The 21,438-nt window shown below is 63.7% G+C and carries 22 protein-coding genes; 3 read left to right on the top strand and 19 right to left on the bottom strand.

Annotation, left to right across the window (positions count from 1 at the left end; all coding sequences use genetic code 11):
* Position 1 precedes the first annotated feature (1 nt).
* The 18 genes from QP609_RS07430 to QP609_RS07345 form a co-directional block, all read right to left on the bottom strand.
* A complete protein-coding gene (locus QP609_RS07430; protein WP_289213913.1) occupies positions 2-418 on the bottom strand; it encodes a hypothetical protein in 417 nt (138 codons plus the stop codon).
* Positions 418-4,164 (bottom strand): Laminin subunit alpha-2, encoded by a 3,747-nt coding sequence (locus tag QP609_RS07425; protein WP_289213912.1) that lies wholly within the window; start codon positions 4,162-4,164, stop codon positions 418-420. The genes QP609_RS07430 and QP609_RS07425 overlap by 1 nt, the downstream gene beginning before the upstream one ends.
* A complete protein-coding gene (locus QP609_RS07420; RefSeq protein WP_289213911.1) occupies positions 4,157-4,825 on the bottom strand; it encodes a hypothetical protein in 669 nt (222 codons plus the stop codon). Before QP609_RS07420 ends, QP609_RS07425 begins: the two co-directional genes overlap by 8 nt.
* A 52-nt stretch (positions 4,826-4,877) precedes the next feature.
* The gene (locus QP609_RS07415) at positions 4,878-5,678 is read right to left on the bottom strand and encodes a hypothetical protein (protein WP_289213910.1); all 801 of its coding nucleotides are present in this window, start codon (positions 5,676-5,678) and stop codon (positions 4,878-4,880) included.
* Positions 5,679-5,691: 13 nt separating this feature from the next.
* Entirely contained in the window at positions 5,692-6,174 is a 483-nt protein-coding gene (locus QP609_RS07410; protein WP_289213909.1) for a hypothetical protein, read from the bottom strand.
* On the bottom strand, positions 6,167-6,502 hold the full coding sequence (locus tag QP609_RS07405) for a hypothetical protein (protein WP_289213908.1): 336 nt from the start codon (positions 6,500-6,502) through the stop codon (positions 6,167-6,169). The genes QP609_RS07410 and QP609_RS07405 overlap by 8 nt, the downstream gene beginning before the upstream one ends.
* Positions 6,499-6,990 (bottom strand): endopeptidase, encoded by a 492-nt coding sequence (locus QP609_RS07400; RefSeq protein ID WP_289213907.1) that lies wholly within the window; start codon positions 6,988-6,990, stop codon positions 6,499-6,501. Before QP609_RS07400 ends, QP609_RS07405 begins: the two co-directional genes overlap by 4 nt.
* A complete protein-coding gene (locus QP609_RS07395) occupies positions 6,987-7,268 on the bottom strand; it encodes a hypothetical protein (protein WP_289213906.1) in 282 nt (93 codons plus the stop codon). Before QP609_RS07395 ends, QP609_RS07400 begins: the two co-directional genes overlap by 4 nt.
* Positions 7,269-7,326: 58 nt before the next feature.
* Positions 7,327-7,758 (bottom strand): structural protein P5, encoded by a 432-nt coding sequence (locus QP609_RS07390; RefSeq protein ID WP_289213905.1) that lies wholly within the window; start codon positions 7,756-7,758, stop codon positions 7,327-7,329.
* Positions 7,759-7,836: 78 nt separating this feature from the next.
* Positions 7,837-8,196, bottom strand: a complete 360-nt coding sequence (locus QP609_RS07385) for a capsid cement protein (RefSeq protein ID WP_289213904.1) — start codon at positions 8,194-8,196, stop codon at positions 7,837-7,839.
* Positions 8,197-8,278: 82 nt separating this feature from the next.
* Complete coding sequence (locus QP609_RS07380; RefSeq protein WP_343238897.1) at positions 8,279-10,540, bottom strand: ClpP-like prohead protease/major capsid protein fusion protein; 2,262 nt, start codon at positions 10,538-10,540, stop codon at positions 8,279-8,281.
* Positions 10,541-10,581: 41 nt separating this feature from the next.
* Positions 10,582-12,108: a phage portal protein gene (locus QP609_RS07375; protein WP_289213902.1), complete on the bottom strand. Its 1,527-nt coding sequence runs from the start codon at positions 12,106-12,108 to the stop codon at positions 10,582-10,584.
* Between the two features lie 351 nt (positions 12,109-12,459).
* A complete protein-coding gene (locus QP609_RS07370) occupies positions 12,460-12,789 on the bottom strand; it encodes a hypothetical protein (protein ID WP_289213901.1) in 330 nt (109 codons plus the stop codon).
* Positions 12,786-14,876, bottom strand: a complete 2,091-nt coding sequence (locus QP609_RS07365; RefSeq protein ID WP_289213900.1) for a terminase gpA endonuclease subunit — start codon at positions 14,874-14,876, stop codon at positions 12,786-12,788. The genes QP609_RS07370 and QP609_RS07365 overlap by 4 nt, the downstream gene beginning before the upstream one ends.
* Positions 14,873-15,406, bottom strand: a complete 534-nt coding sequence (locus QP609_RS07360) for a terminase small subunit (RefSeq protein WP_289213899.1) — start codon at positions 15,404-15,406, stop codon at positions 14,873-14,875. The genes QP609_RS07365 and QP609_RS07360 overlap by 4 nt, the downstream gene beginning before the upstream one ends.
* Positions 15,407-15,807: 401 nt before the next feature.
* Entirely contained in the window at positions 15,808-17,184 is a 1,377-nt protein-coding gene (locus tag QP609_RS07355; protein WP_262092902.1) for a VapE domain-containing protein, read from the bottom strand.
* A gap of 195 nt (positions 17,185-17,379) precedes the next feature.
* Positions 17,380-18,441 carry a CHC2 zinc finger domain-containing protein gene (locus tag QP609_RS07350; RefSeq protein WP_289213898.1) on the bottom strand — a complete coding sequence of 354 codons (1,062 nt, stop codon included), beginning with the start codon at positions 18,439-18,441 and terminating at the stop codon, positions 17,380-17,382.
* Positions 18,442-18,866: 425 nt separating this feature from the next.
* Positions 18,867-19,346: a hypothetical protein gene (locus tag QP609_RS07345; RefSeq protein ID WP_289213897.1), complete on the bottom strand. Its 480-nt coding sequence runs from the start codon at positions 19,344-19,346 to the stop codon at positions 18,867-18,869.
* A gap of 119 nt (positions 19,347-19,465) precedes the next feature.
* Between QP609_RS07345 and QP609_RS07340 the strand changes: the two genes are divergently transcribed.
* The 3 genes from QP609_RS07340 to QP609_RS07330 all read left to right on the top strand — a co-directional run bounded on the left by QP609_RS07340 (position 19,466) and on the right by QP609_RS07330 (position 20,762).
* Positions 19,466-19,696: a hypothetical protein gene (locus QP609_RS07340; protein WP_289213896.1), complete on the top strand. Its 231-nt coding sequence runs from the start codon at positions 19,466-19,468 to the stop codon at positions 19,694-19,696.
* A gap of 225 nt (positions 19,697-19,921) precedes the next feature.
* Positions 19,922-20,476: a hypothetical protein gene (locus QP609_RS07335; protein ID WP_289213895.1), complete on the top strand. Its 555-nt coding sequence runs from the start codon at positions 19,922-19,924 to the stop codon at positions 20,474-20,476.
* Positions 20,448-20,762 carry a hypothetical protein gene (locus QP609_RS07330; protein ID WP_239504091.1) on the top strand — a complete coding sequence of 105 codons (315 nt, stop codon included), beginning with the start codon at positions 20,448-20,450 and terminating at the stop codon, positions 20,760-20,762. Before QP609_RS07335 ends, QP609_RS07330 begins: the two co-directional genes overlap by 29 nt.
* Before the next feature lie 39 nt (positions 20,763-20,801).
* Here the strand turns inward: QP609_RS07330 and QP609_RS07325 are convergent, their stop codons facing one another.
* The gene (locus QP609_RS07325; protein WP_289214012.1) at positions 20,802-21,326 is read right to left on the bottom strand and encodes a DUF4124 domain-containing protein; all 525 of its coding nucleotides are present in this window, start codon (positions 21,324-21,326) and stop codon (positions 20,802-20,804) included.
* Between the last annotated feature and the right edge of the window lie 112 nt (positions 21,327-21,438).

The following is a 21,438-nucleotide window of genomic DNA, read 5'->3' as shown; positions in this document are numbered from 1 at the left end:
GTTACACCGTCATGAGGCGAAGAGTGATGGAGAACAGATCGGCATCCAGGGCCGGCACAGCAAACCGGGTGGGCTCAACCTCAATCGCTGGGCCATCGGTTCGGCGCCAGCGCACCTGAAACGCTCGGTCGCCGCCGTTGTGCGCGGGCATGATGAGGTCGATGGGCGCTGCGCGCGCCTCGCTCTCGCTCTCCTGCAGGGCCCGAAGAGTGGGCAGTGACACCACGCCGACGTAGGCAGTCCCGTCGCGGGTAGTTTTCAATGTGATGGGGCGGCCGGCCTGTCGCGCTGACTCCTGGACGATCAGGGCGCCAGTCAGGCTAGTACGCGCCTGTTGGCCGACGCGCCAGGCCGTGAACTCGTCGGACCATTGGAGATCGGCAGGAAGGTCGATAGTCCCCAGAATGATGCGCGTCATCAGCGCCTCCCCCGCACAGACACGGATCGGCTTTGCTGAACCTTGCGGAGCACCAGTGGCGCAACCATGTTCGCGATGCGCTCGGCCTGTTGCTGCTCGGCTGCAGTCGCGCCAGCAACGATCTCCTTGCTAGGCGCCTTCCAGTCAATGACCAGAACCTGCTCCTTCGCCTCACCCGCCTTGATCCGGGAGGCGTCGGCCTTCGCCTGTGCGTCCGCCTCAGCGACAGCAGCTTTCCGACGCTCCTCAGCCGCCTGTTTCGCGGCCCTTTCCTTTTCCACCCGCTTCGCCTCGATTTGGTTTTCAAGCTGGACCACGCTTTCAAGCTCGCTCGCGCCCACCAGGTCGAAGCGTTCGGCCAACTCCTTGCGCTTGCCCGCGAGCTCGTCCATGCCTTCGAGCAGCTGCTTCTGCTCCTCGGTGTACTTGGCAAGCTCCTGCCGCTGCGCATACAGCGAGTTCCAGATGTTGGCGAATTGCTGAAGGCTGTTCGGGCCACTCATCTGGCTGAGCATGTCCCTCGTCTTCTGAGAGATCTCACCCATGCTCAGGGAGAAGCCCTTAGCTGCAGTTGATGCGCTCGCCAAGCTACCGCCGGCTGCAGAAGCCCCCTCAGCCACCCGCTCGACCCCGGTCGCGGCCTCATCCGATGCACGCTTAACGTCGCGCATGGCGTCGGTGGCCCTCTGAGCACCCTGCTCAACACGCCCCATCGCAGTTGCACCCTTTGCCCCAAGCTGCTCCATCGAATCGCCGGTGTCGTAGATAGCTCCCTGAACGTCCAACTGGGACTGCACCTGGCTGCGGCGCCATGCATCGCTGTCAGCTACAGCAGCCTTTGCCGTGTCGGCATACGCCCTGAACGCACGGCGGACATCCTCGACAGATGCTTTGCCGCTCTCCGCGCCCTTACGGATGGTCTCGAAGGCTTCCCAAGCAGAGTCACGGGCTGCATCCAGAGACTGCTGCGACTGGATACCAAGCCGTTTGAACTCATCGGCAAGCGGGTTGAGGCCGGCCTGGATCTCGCGAATCCGTGCGCTCAAAGCGGCCGCCGACCTCGCTGCCGAGTCAAAGCCGACGCGCCCTTGCTCGCCCGCAGCCTGTAGCAGGCTGCCCAAGGTACGTGCCTCGTCCAGTGTTGCCACATTTCCCAAGGCAGCTTTGAACGCAGCCTCAATCTGCGTGCCGGTTGCAATGGCGTTCTCTGTGACGGCACCGAACGCAGCGATGGCATCCCGACCTGCCTGGGTGAAGCTGACCCCCAGCTGGCCCGAGGCCACGCCCAGCTTGGTCATCGCGGCAAGCAGAGTGGTCTGCAGCACAGCCGCAGCGTTCACTGCCCCCTGTGGCAGCGAGCCAAATGCCGCCTGCGCAGCACCCTGGAACCGGGCGAGCTCTTCACCCGACAGCTGCTGCAGCGTCGCGAGAAGGCCATCACGCACGTTCTGCTGGGCCGCAGCACCTTGGGTGGCGATGAAGCCCAGCGCTTCGCCTACCGAGGCAAGGCTGGCCGTATCGGCAAAGTTGAGCCCGGAGAACATCTTACGGATGGACTCAGCCGCCAGCTTTGCGTTGCCATCAATGCCTTCCAGCTGCGCCACAACCTGCTGAGCAGCGCCACCAATGCCGTTGGACAGAGCATCAGCGGCGGTCTTCACACCTGCTTGCAGCGATGCGAAGCCCGTGGAGACGTCCAGCAACCTCTGTGTGACCTGGCCCAGCTGCTGCAGCTGCTCTGCCGTCGCAACACCGGCCTTCTGCTGCATCAGCAGGAACCCCTCCTGCGCGGTGAGGTACTGCTCCAGACCAGACAGCCGCTGCTCGTAGGCTTGCCGCTCGGCCTCGCCCAGCTTCGCAACCTCTTCGGCCGATTTGATGACCACGTCACGGTATGCGACGAAGGACACCGCCTGCTGACGCAGCTGCAGCGCGGAGTCGCGCACCTGGCTGATGTAAGCCCGCTGCGCTTCACCGGCACGCTTCAGCGCCGGGTCGTGCTGCTTCCAGATGTCCTGAGCCACGGTCTTGAGGACATCCAGACCGCCCATGGCAGCTTCCAGCCCCAGTACAGCGACGGTAATGGGCACGATCTTTGGCAGACCACGCAACAGCGCGCCAAACCGACCGATGCCACGGCTTCCGCTGGCAACCGCTGCGTTGTTGGCGATCTGAGCGTTCGTAGTCGCAATCAGGGAGGCACGCCAGGCGTTCAGCTGGATCAGCGCGCCGACGATCTTGAATTGAGCGTACGCGGCGGCCATCAGGCCGATCACGCGCGCATGGTCCACAACCCACTGGGTCGTGCCCTTCACCGCCTCGGCCATGGTGATGATGGCCTGGGCGGTCTGCTTGGCCCAGCGCGACAGGCTGCCATCGGCCGCAAGGCGATCCAGCGTGGTCAGAAGCGTGTTCAGCTGGTCCTTGAAGTAGGTCAGCACACCCTGGTCGGCAACTTCCTGCTTCCAGTCCTTGAACCGATCAGTGGCGGTCTTCCACAGGCCGGCGATCGTGCCCACCTTCGCGGCTGCGGCCGCGCCGCCGTAGGATTCGGCCAGAAGATCAAGGATGATGGACTGCGCCTTTGCCACCTGGCCGGTGGCTTCCAAGCTCTTGATCAGCGACTTCTGGCTGTCATCCAGTGTGAAGCCCTGCTTGCTCAGGCTTTCCATAGCCTTGGACGGAGTCTGCAGGGCCTTGCCCACGACCTCTGCCGATGACTCCAGCGAAATTTTCAGCCGCTCAGCCTGGTCGATGGTGATCTGCATCGCCGCCGGGAACTGCTCGCCCACAATGTTGGTGTAGGACAACAGGCGCACCTGGGCGGCGCTGATCTCTCCGTCGTCGAACAGCCCACCCTGAAGCTCCTTCCGCATAGCGGCCAGGCCCTGCGCGGTAAACTCACTGGTGCGCCCCGTGGCGTGCAAGGCCGCTTCCAGCTGCCCCAGCTCCTGCTCGGCGTCGCTCCCTTCCTTCACGATGGCCTTGATGCCATCGACCACTCGGTTCAGACCGACAAATGCGATCGCGCCAGCTGCTACCGCCTTGAGCCTGCCAAACCAGCTAACAGTGCTCTCGGTGGCCGATGCCAGGTCACCGCTGCCGGCTGCGGCGTCATCAGCGCGCTCCCGGTAATCGGCCAACGCCTTTGCCGCCGCCTTGCTGGTGTTGGCCTGCCTGCGGAAGGCAGCGTCGCCCTCCTCGATCTGCTGTTTGCGCCGACGCCCCGCCTCGGCCTCAGCCGCTGCGGCTCGGGCCTGCTCACTGAGTGCTGCGGCACTACGGGTGGCCTCGACCCGCAGACGCTGCTGGTGGTCGGCCAAGTTGGCGGTATTGACGCCCAGCGAGGACAGCTCGCTATCGGCCTTGGCGACAGCATCCCACTGCTCATGGAGCGCCTTCTGCAGGCGCTCGCCCTCCTTGCGCAACTCACGCTGGGTAGCCAGCACCTCGCGGGATGGCTTCTCCATCTCGCCGATGCCGAGGCTGAGGGCCAGCGCGGCTTTCTGGTTGGCGTCAAACTGCTGCTCCAGCTCGGCAAGGTTAGCCAGCATCCCGTCGTACGCATCCGCCTTCGCAGCTGCTGCGTTCAGGCCGGTCAGCGAGTCCAAAAGCTTGGAAGCTTTCCCAGCCGTCTCGACCGATACGTCACCCAGATCGCCAAACGCCGCGCGCAGTTCTTCCACACCCTCGCGGCCCCGGGTTTCGATGACAACGCGGATTGCTTCTTCCAGCCGATCAGCCATTGGTGTTTCCGTTGACGCGCCACTGACGGCGCAGCTCAGTCAGATAGGTGGTGTGGAAACGGTCGATCAGGCGACGCCGCGCCGCCAGGGCCCGACTATTGCCATCAGCACCGGAGAGCATCTCGAACGGGCTGGGTCCACGCAGGATGCGTACCGGGCCACGGCCGTGGCGCTTCTGCCGCGCCCGATCCCAGCTGCGCACCCGGATGGCCCTGCGACCCTTGATCGTGGCTATGAAGGCACCGTCGTAGGTCTTCGATTCGCCCAGGCCAATGCTGGCTGTCGCTCCTTTGGACTTACGGCCGGCCCAACGGCCACCGAAATCGATCAGCGAAATCTGCCGCGTACTTGCCCAGATGGAGAGGAAATCATCCTTGCCGCGCTTGCCGGTGCTGTAACCTCGCTCCCCTGTCTCCACTCGGTACTTACCGCGAAGAGCCGAGGCCCGGATGTTGTAGGAGGCGCGCACCTCCTGCGCGGTGGCCGGCCCGGCCCGGCGCTGCAGCCCAACAAAAGCACGCTGCACTGACAGGTCGTACCGGTTCAACACGTCGCCAGCCAGGTCGGTGAGGCCGTGGAAGCCCTTTGCCCGCCGACCGCTGACGTAGTACTTGAGCAGGTTGTTGTTGCGATTGGGCGCCACTGAACGTTCCTGATTCATGCTTGGAGGGCGCCGTTCGGGCGCCCTCCCTTTGCCGAACGCAACAGCTCGTTCAGCCCGCCGACTGCGCTGCGATCTTGAACGTATAGAGATCGGCCTCGCCGGCCTGGAAGATCACCGGGCCGGTCAGGGTCACCTGGATCGGCTCATCGCTGAACCAGTCCACGTCGCCGTCCACGGTCAGGTCGACGTTCGGGATTGTCAGCAAGCCCTCGTCGCCGCTGATGCGGTCCTGCATGTCGCCCAGGATCTGGAACGACTTGCTCGGCGTGGTGCCACCGCTAATGGCGGTTTCCAGATAGGCGTCGTACTTGTAGTTCGCCACCACGGTATCGCCGGCCTGCAGCTGGCCGCCGGACTTCGGAATCAGCAGGCCATGCGCGGAGTCGAGGGTGTAATCCGTGCCCTTGACCAAGTCGACGGCGCCCTTCTTGAAAGTCGGTTCGGTATCGGACAGAAGGAAGTTGTGCGGCAGCTTCACCGGCGTGTCCACGCTAGCCACAGTCACGGATACGTCCGTCGCGGTGCCGGCTGCGACCTGAGTGGCCACCAGCGTGCCGTACAGCATGCGCGCCAGGATGGCCGTCGGCACTTCCAGCGCGGTGATCGAGACGCTGGTGACGCCGGGGTTGGAATCCTTGTGGATGATCTGCTGATAGCGTGCGTCGCGGCGCTTGCTCTTGATCTCCACCGAGTCGCCAGCTTCGTAGCTGAACGTCAGCGACGACTGTTCCAGCGGCTGGTTGCCGAACTTGTCAGCCGGCTCCGGGATGACGGGAATGCGGGCGCCGTTCGCGCCGTGCTCCCAGAAACGCAGATCGCCTGCGAACTTGCGGACTTTGGGCTGTGCCATGGTGGTGCTTCTCCTACAGGTTGGGGACGGGCTCAAAGGTCTCGGTCAGACCAGCCCGCGCGGTGATCTGAGCGACTACGGCGGTATGCCCGGCATCGTCCTCCAGGGTCGCCAGCTGGGTTTCCAACAACTCGAAACTGGTCACCCCCAGCGGCAGCGCCTTCTCTTTGAACGTCAGGGCCCGGATCAGGTCGTGGCGCGCGCGGTGAACGAGCAACCTGGGATTCGCCTCATCGCTGCCACGCGGAACTTCGAACTCGATGGTGATGGCCGCGTCGGAGTTGGACTGGGCCACACCGCCACCACTGCGCGAAAGCTGGCGAACCGAGATGATCGTTGCTGGCTCGATGCTGTCCTCGCCGATCTCGGTTTCATCGATGATCACGGCGCCTGCACCGATGTCGGTGCGGAAGCCACTGCTGCGCGAGATCAGGCGGACGCGAGCAGCCAGGAACTCCACCAGCTGCCACGACAGCGGCTCTGCCAGGTCAGCCACGTGTCACCAGCCAGCGGCTCTGCGAGCCGTCATCGCTGATCTTCTTACTGTTGACGAAGACCTCAGTACCGAACGCGCTCGAAACCAGCTCGAAGTGATCGCCCTGGTCAGGCGCTACGTCCGAACGCAGGTACGCGATCTCCACACGGCCTGACCTGAACTGGCGCAGTTCACCGATGGTCTCAACGTCGCGCTCCACATAGGCACGCACGCCCTCGGTGGTCTGACCATCCTTGGCCGTGTACCGACCTTGCGACGCCATGCCCGCCAGCGCGAAGGCGCCGTGCAAGGTGCCATCCAGATCGCGGAGGAAGTCGACCTCGCTCACCGCGCACCTCCCGAACACAGCATCGCGTAAGCCTGCAGCGCCCTCACCTGGGCGTCGCACTGGGCGGCGGCGCCAATAGCTCGGCCCGCACTTTCGATTCGGTCGTCGGCTCGACCATCAGGCTGGCTGCCGGCAGCGGCGGCTGCGGACAGCTCTGCGGTGGCGAGGGACGCTTGCCAACGCTGGTGCAGGCGCTGGTTGCCAGCGCGAAGATCAGCGATAAGGCGATCAGAGGCTTTGTGTGCATCGTCCTTTTCCTTTTCATATGTGGCGGCCAAAGCGTTCGCAGCGGTTGCGCTGCCACGTTCGACCGCCAGCGTGGCGGCCGTTGCATTCGCCTCGGCGCGGGCCGCATCGCGTTCGCGCTCCATCACGTCACGGGCGGCAGCTGCCTGGTTGGTCGCGCGGTGCGCGATAGAAACCGACCCTCGCTGCCAGACGATCACGCCCAGCAGCAGAAGAATGGCGAGGATGAGGGCACGGATCATGCGGACACCGCCGGGTCTTCAGGCGGAATGACTGCACCGAGCCCACGCAGCGTGGATTCAAGCTGCCGGACTCGCATCCGCAATGCGCTGGCCTCCTCCTGTGCCTTGAGCCGCATCATCATCTCTTGCTGCAGCCGCTCATCCTGGACCGAGACCCTTTGTTCCAGCGACCCGATGCGCTCGGAAAGACCCTTGATGAGATCCACGTTCGCATCAGTCTCGGTGCGTTCCTTCTTGCGCGACAGAAATGCAGCCCAGGTCTCCCGCAGAATCCACACGGCTACGACGCTGCCAGCAGCCCACCAGGGGCCGTGGCGGTGACACCGCCGCCGACCATCAGCTGAGCGCCTCGGCGACACCAGCACTGACCACATCGGCACTCCAGTACATGCCACCGTTCTCGTGCTTTGCGATGGCCGTCGCGAGACGCCCCAGCGTCACCGGGTTATCCAACCGGATGACTTCGGAAGGCGCGACGCCCACCGCCGCCGCAACTATCCGGACGTAGGCGCCCGTATCGTTCTCCACCGGCGGTGCCCAGCGTCCGATGATCTCCTTCACTGTACGCAGGCCATGCTTCCGCTGGTATGTGAGCAGCGTCTTTGCCAAGGCTCGGAACCCGGCCTGTGGGGTCAGGAACACGCAGAAACGCTGCTCGCGCGCGGTGGCTGCGGCGGACCGATCCTCGCCCTGCCACGGCGTGCTGGTGCGGTCGATGTTGCCAGGATTGTTGTTGCGTACGCCGCGCGGCGTGGTGGTGGTGCCCATGCGATTCCCCGTTGTCGCTGTGGAAGAGCCGGCACCGCTCACGCCACCCAGGCGTATGTGAGCGGTGCCGGCCAAGACTTACGCCGACTTCACCGAGCCGGAGCCCGGGGTCAGCTTTGCCAGTACGGTTGCGGCGCCAGCGCCGGCGGCAGCGATAGCCACAGCGCAGTTCTCCAGGTCGCCAGCGCCGGCGCCGCCAACGATCAGCTGCCCGGCCTGGGCATCCCAAGTCAGGCCGGCGCCTGCAGCGATGTTGGCGCTGACGAGCTTCGGCAGTTCAAACACGCCCTCGATCTGTGCGCTGCCTTTGGCGCCAGCGGGGATGTCCACCAATGCGACAGCCAACAGTTGGCCGACGATGGATGCCTGACCGCTGACCAGGTCGGATGCCGCGACGATATCGATCACCGCACCCGGAAACTTGTAGTTCTTCGCCATGATGATGGTCCTCAGTTGGCGTGTTGCATGAATGAAGTGAGAGATCTCGGCTGCGGCAGTAGCGCCGCAGCCGAGTCGGCGGTTACTCGCCCGGGTTGAAGGCAGCGCCGCGCCAGCCCACTGCGCCCACGCCGTACTTGTGGACGACCTTCCAGCTGAGGCCGTCAGTGCGGAAGTTGGTCTCCTGCTCCAGGACCGGCGTCTGCACACCATTGAGGAAGGCGACTTCAATCACCGGCTCCACGTTCGGATCGGCGAAGCCGTACCAGCCCTTGCCGGTACCCAGGCGCGGAGAGGTAATGATGTCGCTGAAGGTGGCGCGCGAGGTGTTGTTGACCTGGAACCGGCCGGTCACATCCGGGTTGTACTCGCTGTTGTTCACCAGGGTCGCGCGGCCGTGCATGGCGACCGTGCCCAGGAAGCGCGACAGCGAGATGTCCAGATAGTCGTTGCCACCCGGGTCCATCTGCAGCGCCATCAGCTGGCGCATCGCGTCGAAGGCGTCTACCGAGACAGCGGCACCAGCCGTGATGTTCCCGTGCTCGGCGTGGAACAGGGTGTGCCCGTCCTTCATGATCGGGCCCAGACCGCCGTTCTGCTTCAGAACATCGTAGACGTCCTTTTCGATCGTGCGGCCTGCGGCCTGGCCCAGCGCCGTGGTGATACGCACGAAGGCGCCCAGGTCATCGTTCACCAGCACTTCCGGGGTGATCTGCAGGATGCGCCCCTTGCGGGCACCCTTGATGGTCTCGGCTTCGCCGTCGCCCAGCACGCCGTTCTCGTACTCACCCGCTTCATTGACCGGCTTCAGATCGGAGAACGAGGAAAGGTGGTAGCGGCTGTGCGGACGGTAGTCGGACAGCGTGCCGGTTGCGCAGAATCGGGTCCATGTGAACTGCTGCAGGTTGTAGGCCCCGACCAGAACCCGGTGCAGCACGTTCTCCAGCAGAACTGGGAAGTCGCTGGTGGTCTGCACAGCCAGAACACTGCGCGCAATCTGCTCACGATCCATGCCACGCGTATGCACACCGGCCTGGATCAGCGAGCGCTCGGCGAGCGCCAGCAAGGTGGTGTGCGCGTAGGGATTGCCATTGCGTGCGGATTCGGCGTCTGCGCCCGTCAACACGCCGGCACGAGCCAAAAGCGCGTTTACCTGGGCGCGACGCTGATTGTCCTCCTCCGGCACCACGTCCGTGATGCTGAAGCCGCCGGCCAACGGCTGTCCGCTAGCCGCCAGCTTCGCCAGCAGCTTGCCGCGCGCCACGTCTTCGGTAATCGCAGCGTCGGCCAGGCACTCCGCCTCCAGCGCCTGAATGCCGCTGACCTCACGGAATCCGGCGAAGACGGTACGAATGGCTGCGTTTCGGGCCGAGATTGCCGCCATCACCTGCTCGACCGTCGCGGCCGGCGCTGAGGTCGCAGCCGCGACAGGAGCGGCTGCGACCGGCGGTACCGGAGTGGCGGGTACGGGCGAAGCCGGGGCGGCGGGGGCCGGTGCAGCCGGAGCGGTGCCCGCCTGCGCCATGATCAGTTGGCACTGCTGTTTCATGCTGGTTTCCTCAAGGTGGGCCACAACGGCCCGCTGGTGAACCTCGCGGAGCGAGGCGAAGGCTGAAGCGGTGGTGGTTGCCTGGATGTGCTTTCGCAGCAAGGCGTGCACGGCCCCCTCGGTGCCGGAGATCGCACTCACATAGGACAGCAGCGCAGCTGCGGCGACGGAGTCCGCAGGCTCGGGCTGCACGTCGGGAATGACTTCGCTGACCAAGCCCAGCGCCAGCGCTTCGGACGCGGTCAGCCAGTGGTCCTTGCGATCGGTCAGCATCGTCTCGATGTCGGCCGGATTCTTGGCACGGCCCGAGTACGTCACCAGCATCTGGCGCCCGTACACGTCGATCTGATCGGCCCGCTCGCGCAGGTCGCCGGCAAAGCCCCAGCCACCGCCCTGAGGGCCATGCAACATCAGCATGGTGTTCTCGTGCATGCGACGGGTGCTTCCGGCCATGAGAATCAGGCTGGCGATGCTGGCGGCAACGCCATCCACGGTCATGTTGATCGTAGCCGGGTGCTGCTTCAGCGCGTTGTAGATGGCCAACCCGTCGGTTACGACGCCGCCGTCCGAGTTGATCCGCACGTTGATCACGCTCGCGGTGGTGCCGGCCAGCTGCTCGACCACGCTGGCGGCAGTGACGCCCTCACCCCAGAAGTAGTCGCCGATCGGGCCGTAGATCAGCAGCTCGGCCTCACCGCCGCTGGTAGTGCTCAGTGCGAGGACCGATTTTCCCTTGGCCTCCGGCTGCAGCGCCTCGATATCGCTTGCGTCGAATGCAAAGGTCGCGGCCAACACAGCGCCAAGCGCCGATGCCGTGCCGTTGCGGGTGAGGTGGTTCATTGCACATCCTCAGAAGGGGTTGAAATGGAACCGGCATCGGCGCCGGCCTGGGCCACACCTGCGTCACTCACCTGGCCCGGGTCGCTGTCCAGGGTGATTCCCAGGTCACGCGCCCACTGACGTTCGTTGCGGATCTCTTCCAGCGTGTCGTACATGCGCCCGCCGCGTTCGCTGATGACCGAGGTGAGCGAGCGGATGCCGGCGCGAATCATCATGCGAAGGCCGGTCGCCTCATGGACCGGATTGATCCACGGCATCACCGGCGGCATGTACATCGCATCGGTCACCGTGGTCATCGAAACGCCGCGCGGAACGACCAGCTCGCCGGACGCGATCGCTGCCTGGATGAAGCGCTCGTAGATCGGCCGGACAATCTGTGAGATCACCTCATAGGCCAGAACGCCGTATGCACCGTACTGCTCAACCAGTTCTTGCCGCTGCGCGGAATAGGTTCCGTTGTAATTCTTCGACAGCGATGAGAACGACACTCGCATACCGCCGGCCACAGCACGCAGCTGCCCGTTACGGTAGGTCTCCAGGTTGGGGTTGGGGCGATTGGTGTCGACCGTCCCAACGCTCTCGCCCTTCACCAGGTCATCGAACACCATGCCGGGCTGGAACCGCATACTGCGCCGCTCCGGAACTGTCTCGTTCTCGCCATAGCTCTGCGGATCACCCTTGATGATGAACGCCGCCATGCTCGCCGCGATTTTGGCGGCCACACGCTCGGATTCCTCGTAGTCCTTGAGGTCATCCAGACGAGTCAGAACAGACGCCAGCAGGCTGACACCGCGCACCTGCCCGATCCGATCAATCATCTTCGCGTGGTGAACGAAGTCTGCGCTCACGCGCTTCACTTCGGGCATGACAGCGTTCGGGTCGCCGGGATGCTGTTTGTAGAGGTGATACGCGATGGGGCGGTTCCATGCGTTCCGCTCCACGCCCTGCATGATATTCCGACCTGGATCGTTCAGATCCATAGGCAGAAGGTCGGGCTCGATCATCTCGATGCTGTAGGGCACAACAGTGCCATGGTCGAGGTACGGCACCGGCCCGATCAGGTCCTGATACAAGCACTCCCCGTCTCGGAACAGGGTCCGGGTCATCAGCCGCTGTGCCGCACCGAAGTCATGGCACCAGGTGACTTCCGGGCGTTTCCAGAAGTCCCGCAGCAGCGGGGTGATCTGATCGACCAGGGACTCCACGATGTTCCCGTTCTCGTCGCGCGGCTGCGGCTCGATGCCGATCCCATCCCGGCCGATCACGTTCTGGACCATCTGATTGAAGCCGTTCACCACAATGTCGTGGTTCCGGTCCAGGTGCCTCGCCTGCGTGCGGATTCGCGTCGCGCCACTGGCGACCGCCGTGTTACCGGAGCCAAACTCACGAGCAGCCTCCCGCAGGCGGCTGGGCGTGGCCCCGTCGTAAGCGCTGCTGTAGGCAGCGATTCGCGCGCGCGCCATGGCACGCTTTGCGCCCCAGCCGGGGGCCACAGCGGCGATGGCGCGGTCGAGGCGGTTCACTCGCCCCCCCGGAAATCGGCAAGAGCCACGGACATGCGGCTACCGCCTCGCGCCTGCGCGTTCACTTTGGCTTCCCACTCGCGCCGGCCTGCGCGAATCTCCGCCAGGTCGGCACGATTCAGCTGCCGCTCCCCCATGCGGAAGGACTGACCCTTCAGTACCGCAGCCTCAGCGGCCAGGTACGTCTGCAGCATGATTTGAGCGGGTGTCGGCATGGAGATAGTTTGGAGACGAGGTCGTCTCAACCGTTACCAGCCGTGTGAGACGATCAAGAATCCGCCCCCGCAAAATCAGTCACTTACAAGGCGGCCGTCTCAATCTTTGTCAGACGGTGAGACGGACCTTGAATTCTCAGCTCGCTTTCGATGGTTTGGGTAATCCGCCAGGGAACAAGCGATAGAGAGCGGCTCTCGATATCCCATGCCTGCGGCAGACCAATCGCCAGCTCTGACCCTCAGTTAGTTCGGCGCGGATCACCTCCACGCGTGCACATGGCTTGCCCTGCACAGCCGCCTTGGGAATGTGCAGACGCTCACCGCCATACTCGGTTTGCAGAACGGTCAGTACCGCCGTCGCATAGGGCATCGCGTGCTCCTCGTTCAAGCCGGTTTGCTCGACGATGCCTCGAATCACCAGGCGACGCAGCTGCTCGGCAGCATCGATGTCGCGCGAGTTGCTCATAGGCGGCTACTCCAACCGCTCGACCCAAAGCCATCGCGTGACGTTTCACGGGAATCGCGCGCGACCCGCACAGGGGGCGGCGGTGGCCTCTTCACGACCTGGGTCAGCGGCGGCGCAGGCAATGCAACGTCCGACGCCGGCAATGCAGCGGCCGGCGGGAGGCTGAATAGATCGTTTTCCGGTTGCACCTGCTCCTCCAACTGATCCCACCATTTCGCCTTCTTGGGTCCCCACAGGTCGAGCCGTTCCTCCAGCCATATTTCGTAGGTCAGGCAGTCCTTGACCTCGATTCGCTTGCGCGTTGCGGTCCACCTCGACTCCGACCCACCCTTCATCCGTCGCGTAGCGCGGATCTCGCCCGCCAGCTGTTTGAACCATTCGGGCGAGAGCTGATCTGACAGATGCACGTAGCCCGGCCCCGGGACGGCAACGTCAAGCCGCGACTGGAACCGATCCTTCGCGAGGTTCGTGCCCACGTGCCAGAGCACCGGCCCGTGCTTCTCGATACGCCCATTGAAGCGGTAGCCGACGCGGCTGTTGCCGTTCTCGATGGACCGCTCCTGGCCGCTCGCGCCCTTCACCGCGTGCACGCGCAACGACTTCAACTTGTGCGCGAAGGCGTACACAGCGTCGGCATGGTGACCGCCCGAGTCGATGGCGGTGGCATAGATCCGTTGCGCCCTGCCGCAGGCATGTGTGTATTCCTGCTCACGCAAGAACGCCTCAGCCTCGGTCCAGACCTCCATCTGTGCAGGGTTGCCGAAGAACACGCGGTGGTCGATAGTCCACATTTGACCCCCTCGCCCGACGCCCCATACGCCAGCCTCAAGCCGGTTGTCCTGGGTATCCATGCCACACAGGAGCAGCAAGCAGTCGCGGGGCATCGTCTTGAGCGGGAACGGCTCAGCCCTGTTCGCCAATTCGTCAGCATCCGTGCGTTCGACCTCTCCCTCCCAGGTCTCACCCAGAGTGGTGTTGGTCCATGCCTTCAGTTTGCTGTCGTCGCCTTCCTGGTGCTTGGTGTACGCCTCCAGGAACTCTCGGACAATCTGCTGCCACGCAACTGCTGGGCTGTAAGCGGTCCAGATGTGGAGCGCCACATGACGGGGAGCCTGGACCATGTGGCCTTCCGGCGTGGTGAAGCGGCCATCGGCGCGGAGCCAGACATCACCGCGCGAGTTCACCCATTCGCCTTGCTCAGCCGCCACCAGATACTCGCCCTGCGTCATTGGGTACGTACAGTGCGGGCAGAGGTGGTAGACGTGGACAACGCCGCCAGATGCGTCTCGCTCGAATTTAAGGCCGTGCGATTCGTCCTTGCCACCCCACGTCAGTGCGTGGAAGGCGTCGCATTGTGGACAGCGTACCTGGTAGGTGAATCGCTCATCCGCCTGCGAGTAGCGTGTATCCACCAGGCTGAAGCCCTTGAGCTTCGGGGTACTGCCAGCCACGAGCTTGGGGAAGGTGGCGCCTTCCAGGCGCTTGGCGGCCAGTGAGTCCGGTGCGCCCTCCTTCTCAATGTCGTTGTCGAAGGCGTCCAGCTCGTCCAGCAGGGCAACGTCCACAGAGATTCGACGGTAGTTCTTCGCGGCCTTGCCGCCGCGCACGCGCAGGAGCGAACCGATGAACTTCTTCTGCTGGAGGGTGTTGTCCTTGTGCCGGGCCAGGTAGGCCGGGAACACTGCCCGCATGCACTCGACGTCACGCAGCATGGGCTCCAGCTCCGACTTGACGAAGTCGTCAGAGTCGTCGTCAGTCGGCTGCCAGATGCATTGGTTCCGGCGCCGGTGCTCTGCGTTGTAGCCAAGGAAGGCCAGGAGGATCTTGGTATAACCCACACGCGCCGACTTCTTTACCGAGACCTCGGCCACGTCGTCGTTGCTGATCACCGCCATTAGGCCGCGCTGGAACGGCCATGGCGTCCACTTCTGCTCAACATAGCTTGACTCAGCCGACAGGTAGAAGTGCTCCCGAGCCCACACCTCCAGCGTGATGGGCTCCTGCACCGCCCATGAGGCTAGTCCGCGCTGCAGATGCCGTTCTACGGCCTGCAGCTGGCTGGCTTCAATTCCTCGCAACAAGCTCACTGGTGATCGTCCTCAGTAGCGACGGGCATAGCCGCAACGGCATCCGAATCTTCATCGTCATCTGCATCCACGTCAGCCAGACGCATAGATGCCGCGAGATTCCTGGCCTTGGCGACAATCTGCGTGACCACATCGAGGTCGGCAGCTGTGAGCTGCGGCAATCGACGGCGCAACGTGCCCGGGATGGTTTCAAGAATGCGCCCCGCCCGCGCGCCGACCTTCGACAGAACCTGTTCCATGAGGTGCGCTGGCGCCAGCTCGCCCCGGGTAACAGCGTTCTGCATTGCCAAGCGGTCAGCCTGCTCACGCGCCAGCCTGGCGCGTTCGGCGGTCAGGTCTTTCCCAGCCTCTCCGCCACGGCCTGCAGCGACCTCGCGGAGATGGTCGCAGTAGGCGAGCAGCCATTCGTCGCCAGCTGCACCGTCAGCCAGCACGCCGCGACGCACCAGGTCGCTGACTGCCTGCTGGGAAATGCCCACCAGATCGCCGAAAGCACCCTGCCTCATCGGACTGCTCAGATCAGAAACCACTACAACCCCCTTGGAAATGCGTCATGACTAGCGAAAAACTGCGCGACCGAATACCCGTGGAATCTGAGGCCGGGGAGGACCCATCGCCCTGCCCTCTCCCCCCTACCCCTCCCGGCCGACCAACCGCACGATGATTCGCGTGGAACATGCCAGCCGTCCGCACCGTCCAAACCATCAAGGCAAGGTCTGGACGCCCGGAACCCACGCCGTTACAACGCTGTCCACACTGTCCATACCGTCCACACCTATTTTTTTGAATTGAGTAATGGAGAACTGAGGCGTTGTGTTGGTACATGTACGCGCGCGAGAAATGGTGTGGACGGTCAGGACAGCGCTGTCGCAGTAGGCGGCAGGTCTGGTCAGTGGTTCGGACGGGTGTGGACGAAGCTGGAGAGGTCTGGTCAGAAGTCAGGTCCACTGGGGGCCTCCTGCCTTGACCTCTGTACGGTTGCCAGCCAGTCATCGATTGCGAGACCAGGCCTGAACCACCGTGGCTCCCGGCCGCCGTCGTCGGGCCAGCGCCTGCGCTGTTGCTCCCAGCCCAGCGTCTTCATGATCGAGGCGACCCGCATCTGCTCGGGCTTGCCGTGCTTGCCAGGGTCCAGTCCGATGGCGTAAGTCAGGAGGTTGTCGGTGGTCGCCCAGTCGATCTGCGGCGCCATCGCCAGTCGTGTCGGGTACTTGCTCGGCTCCATCCGAAGGTCGAGCCACTGCTCGACTCGCCCCTCCCAGCTGTCGCCCACATACCTGCTGGCCTGCTCCTCCTTCGCGTCTGCCGGCAGCTCCCACCACTCGAACCCGGCGTTGAACATGGTCACAGCCTCCGCCCACAGCTGGTCGCGCAACGTTGCGATCGCGGCGATCTGCACGTCGCCGTCGGTTCGCACGGGGAGGAAGCGCCGCCCACCGGTCGGGTCGCGTAGGTACTGATGCTCGTTCGTGGTGCCGGCGAACACGCATTCGCGTCGGTAGGATCGGGGCACGCGCTCGTAGGGCGCACGGAACTTGTCCACGCGTCTGGTGATGGCGGTCTTTACGCTTGTCACATCGGCCTTCGAGAAGGAGTCCATCTCGCCGATCTCGACGCCCCATGCCCCTTGGATGACCTGGTAGAAGTCCTTACCGCTTGGGGATTCGCTGGTCTCGACAAACCATTCGCTGCCGAAGATCGCGCGCAGGGCGCTTGACTTCCGCTTGCCCTGCTCACCTTCCAGCACCAGCATGAAATCCACCTGTGCGCCCACGCTGGGCTGCTTGGCGTCTACCCACAAGATGCGAGCCACGGCACTTACCATGAAGCACTGCGCTGCGCGCAGGCTGTAGGCATTGTCCGCCGCACCAAACAGCTCGACGAGCATGCGCTCGACGCGCGGGACGCCATCCCATTGCAGGGCACCGAGGTAGTCCTTGATTGGATGACGGCGGTGCCGGCGCGCAACCGCGATGACAGCCTTCAACACCAGGTCATCACTGCACTTCATCCAGTAGCGATCCGGGTGCTGCAACCACGCCGCCAGCTCGTAGGCATCCGAGTCGATGAACTCGTCCCTGCTGCCACCTGTCCATGGTGGATCTCGGTGCAGCTTCACCTGGTTGCTGGAGTCGTTGAGCCACCACAGCCCCTTCAACCGATCGTCGTTCTCCATGATCAGAATCAGGTTGTGCAGCGTGCCTTCGACATTCCCATCGCGATTTCTGGTTAGGTGCTCCTTCCAGGCATTGGGGTCTACCCCGCCACCGCCTGGCGGTGGCGCACCGCCACCGTCGATCACTGTCATCCTGCGCCTTGTCCCAACGCTCATTGCCGCATTGCCTTCTCGTAGCCCCGCGCCAGGCGCAGGTATTCTCTTGCCCGCTCCAAGCGCAAGCGCCGAGAGTGCTCATATGGGTTGTCCAGAGCTGCCTGGGCCGCGATTCGGTATGCCCTGGCGAGCTTCGCATTGGAGTGCAGCACTCGCTCCTCCAGCCTCCTGTCATGCGCCATTGGCAGCCACCACGTCGACGTCAACCACGCGGTTTGCGGCCCAAGCCGCAAGCTGTCGAGGCGTCCAGCCGTCGCGCTCCAACGCGTCTGCGATGTCCCAACCATCGGGCTGGCCGGTCACATCCACAAAGCGGATCGATCTCGCTCCTGCACGCTTGAGCAGCTGGGCGACCCCCGGCTTGAACTGATTGGCGTCGTTCCTCCACCCCAGCATTGCCTGCCGCCCAGGAAGGTCCGCATCGGGCCAAAGCACGCAGTCCCGCCCCGCCAGTGGCGACCAGTCCGCTTTCGTGACGGCCTTGCCTCCCCCCGACCAGCTGATTGCCGCGTAGCCAGGGAATGCGCGCGCCCCCACGTCCCGACACTTCTCTCCCTCTGGGATCAACACCGGCGCGTCGGGTTTCGCAGCCAGGGCATCCAGCCCATACAGCGGCCGCGCCCCTGGAAAGCTCTCAAGGCACCATTGCTTCTGTCCGGCTGGTCCGACGCACCAGGTCACTTGGGGCGTCCACTTCTTCAGCTTCCGGCTGTCGTGGTCGATGAATTCACAACGCAGCACGTACCCGAGGATCTTTCCTTCCGCGTTGCGGTAGGGAAACACTCTGGCCGGCTTCATCCTGCGGAGCTTGTCGCGCTTGGGATTCCAAATGGGCACCGTCCAACCGCTGTCAGTCAGCAATGCGGGCGCATCATCAGGCACGGGTACGATAGGCACCCACTTCACCCGCAACGACTCTTGGCTCGGGAGCTTCTCGCGCTCTGCCGCGACGCCCAATTTACCGCCACTGAGCTGCGCACATGCCTCAAGGAATCCGATCTGCAGGTGATGCACCAGGAAGCCGATCACGTCGTCATGCGCGCCGCAGCCGAAGCAGTGGTAGAAGCCTTTGACTTCGTTGACAGTGAAGCTAGGCGAGGACTCATCGTGAAATGGACATAGCCCGCTGTACTCCCCACGACCGGCTGGCCTGAGCTTGACGTAACGGCCGATGACTTCGGCGATGTTTGCCGACTCGCGTATTGCATCGGTGTCTACGGAACCGTTCGCCATCAGCGGCGCCTCGCGGCTTGTGATTCGCGACGCTCAATCATCCACCACTGCACCCGCAGGTACTCGGCAATTCGCTGCCGACAGCCAACGCCACCCGTGCAGATCCCTGGCGCCTGGCACGTCTCAGGTACCTGGTCGATCTGGACGCGCCATTCTGTCCGTGGCTGACGTGCAATCAGCAGGGCCTGGTGCAGACATCGATTCACACCCAACGGATACCTCCTTCATCGAGCTGGCGCTGGGCGCTATCTCTACGCTCGGTTTCTTGGCGAATTCGCTCGCGCTCGGCCAATGCTTCATCACCTACTAGCCCCGGCACTGCGTCGGTCAACGCAAGTGCCGCAAGCTCCATGGCTCGCCGCGCGGATGCGCTGGCTATGCCACGCCTTCGATACTGAGATCGACCGGCGTGGTACGTACCCACGTCAGTCCTCCGTCCCCTGCTGCCCAGCCGCGCGGCACGCATTCCGCTCCAAGCGATAGCAGAGCTTGCGCACCTCGCGCGACAGGTCTTGGATTCGATCAGCCTCGGCAACGCTCAGACGTTGGTCTGCTATCGCGTCGATGCCTGCACCAGCCAATGCCCCCGTTAACTTGTGCAGCTCCAGCAGCTTCGCTTGGATTGCGGCCAGCTCATCGGGCCAACCACCCTGCGGTGGCGGCGGCACGTAATCGACCATCAGGTCGTATTGGCCCGCAAGGGAGCAGACCCAGTCAGTTGCAATCTCCTGCGTACCGACGAATAGCTGCAGGTAGTCCGTCAGGATCTCAGCCATCTCCATCGAAACGGACTCGCCATCGACGCCCCTGAGCTTCTTCCGCAGCGTTTCCGCCGAGATCGACTTGCCACGGCGTTTGCTAATGTGCGCGGCCGCGTCCTGTAAACCCCCAGGAGCGCGGGTCACTGCGTTGTGCAGCGCGTCCCGCCAGTAGAGGTCAGAGCGAAGGCAGGTCATACGGCCCCCTGAATTGCGCCATCGATCATCGTGGCAAAGCTGATTGCGGCGGGCGCAAGATTGACCGCATGGCAGAGATCATCAGCTTCCCGCAGCGCATGCACTTCACCGCTGTCCGCACCTATGACGCCGCAGCAGGCGTCGGCGGAGTCGTCGCGGTGCTGTTTGCTCCCGCAAACCTGGCTCATATCACCCGAGGTGCTCATGCGGTTTCAGCCGGCCAAATGTCGGGACGGATTGCCGCGAGCGCCAACGGCTCGCAACCCAGCTCGACGCCGATCTCGACCGATGCGAGCTGAATCTTTCGCGCCAAGAGCGGGCTGGGCCTCTTGTTCCTCCATCCGGTCGCGCACTGCCACAGGTATCCCTCAGAACTGCCGGTCAAGGCAGCGAGGCGCCGCTTACGTTCGGGGTCCGAAATGAAGGTGAGTAGGTCCATAGGGCAAGTATTTAGCCCGGAGCTAAACACAGTTGTCAAGCGCCCAGCGCAACTTCGCTGTTTAGCTACTAGCTACGCTTGGCGTATGGATGCCATCACCGCCAGACACCTCAACCTCCAGGCCCTGGTCGCCACGCTAAAACCCCAATTGGGGACGCAGAAAGCGATCGCCATCCACCTGGACATGGCGCCTTCCTATCTGAACCAGCTATTGAACGGCAAGAAGATGGGCGATGACGTCGCGCGCAAGATTGAACGCGCGGCCGGGCTAACCCATGGCTGGCTGGACCAGCCGAGGTCCGACGACGACGCTGGTGCTGGGGCCGCTGCTGGTTCTCAGGATCTGCGAATCGACCCTGAGATCATCGCCTCCGCGATTAGGCTTGTGAGGCTAACCTTCGCCAACCTCGGAATTGATGACTTCAGCAATGAAGAAGACGGTACTCCGCTGGCTTATGCCTACGAGTACCTCTATCAGCGAGGTGAGGCAACGGTAACGCCCGACAACCTGATCGACTTCAGCAAGGCGCTTGCGCAAAGGCTCAGGGAGAAGGATGGAGAAGCAGAAGAAGGAGCCCCCAGCCGCGGGGACACTCGAAGCATTGGCCCAGGTGATCGCTCAGCGCGTCGCAAGGCGTGATGGGCAAAGGCCCAAGCTGCGTCTGGTCGAGAACCCTAGGCCATCTACCATCGATGGCGTGACGCGAGACAGCATCCTCCGGCGTATCCGCTGGCTCCGCGATCACTACAACCTGGGTTGCTTGATCGATCAGGCAACGTTCAACACGCCAGGCATCGACTGCCTTGAAAACGACGCGCTGGTGCGTCTGCACCGAGAAATGGAAGCCGCGAGGGAATGCTGCATGGACGGAGTTCCGTTGGATGAGGCTGGCTTCATCCGGGACATTTCCATCCAGGACGCGTGACCCTGAACCAGGGCAAGTGGGCGCGCAAAGCGCCCACACTTACGGCGTGCTGGCACCCGAATATTTTTCCCGCGTTGCTCGCTCTCGCTCAGCCCGAGCGTCACCGCACCGCTTCCTTGCCTCGGCCATTTGGCTGTCCGCAGAAATCCTGTCAGCTGTCTGGGCCTGCTGCAAGCTAGCAATCTGAGACCGTACCCCAGACGCATAAGTGGCTCCGGCAAGGTTGTTCCTTGCCGTGGCCAGTTCACGGTTCAGCGCGGCGATCTGACGCGACACATCCTGCCCCCGGGCGTTGACCGGGCCGTAGATCCTGCTCTGCTCCGAGGACAAACAGTTGCGTTCGGCGATGCCTGCATCAGCAAGCTCTGTCGTTTGGTACACCGCCGCGCGATTTGCAGCCTCGCCCGAACTCTCCGTGGCAGCGCGGTTCGACCGCAGCTTCATTGGGGCCGCATCTGCGGAACATGGCGCCTGCGAGTAGACCGTCTCGCCACTCCTCCCTTTGCACTTGAACACCTCGGCCGAAGCCCATGGCGCGCATGCAAGCGCAACCCCTAGCACCATCAACCTGCTCCACATGTCGGCCTCCATGGCCCCTGTACGCCTAGGAATTATCAGGCGAGCCCGGCGTATTTTCAGCCCCACGCAATAATTTAGCTGTCAGCTATTGCAATCC

Source organism: Stenotrophomonas sp. 8(2023), assembly GCF_030345295.1.
GTDB lineage: Bacteria > Pseudomonadota > Gammaproteobacteria > Xanthomonadales > Xanthomonadaceae > Stenotrophomonas > Stenotrophomonas muris.
The sequence above is the reverse complement of the archived record's forward strand: the minus strand, read 5'-3'. Positions and strand labels throughout refer to the sequence as shown.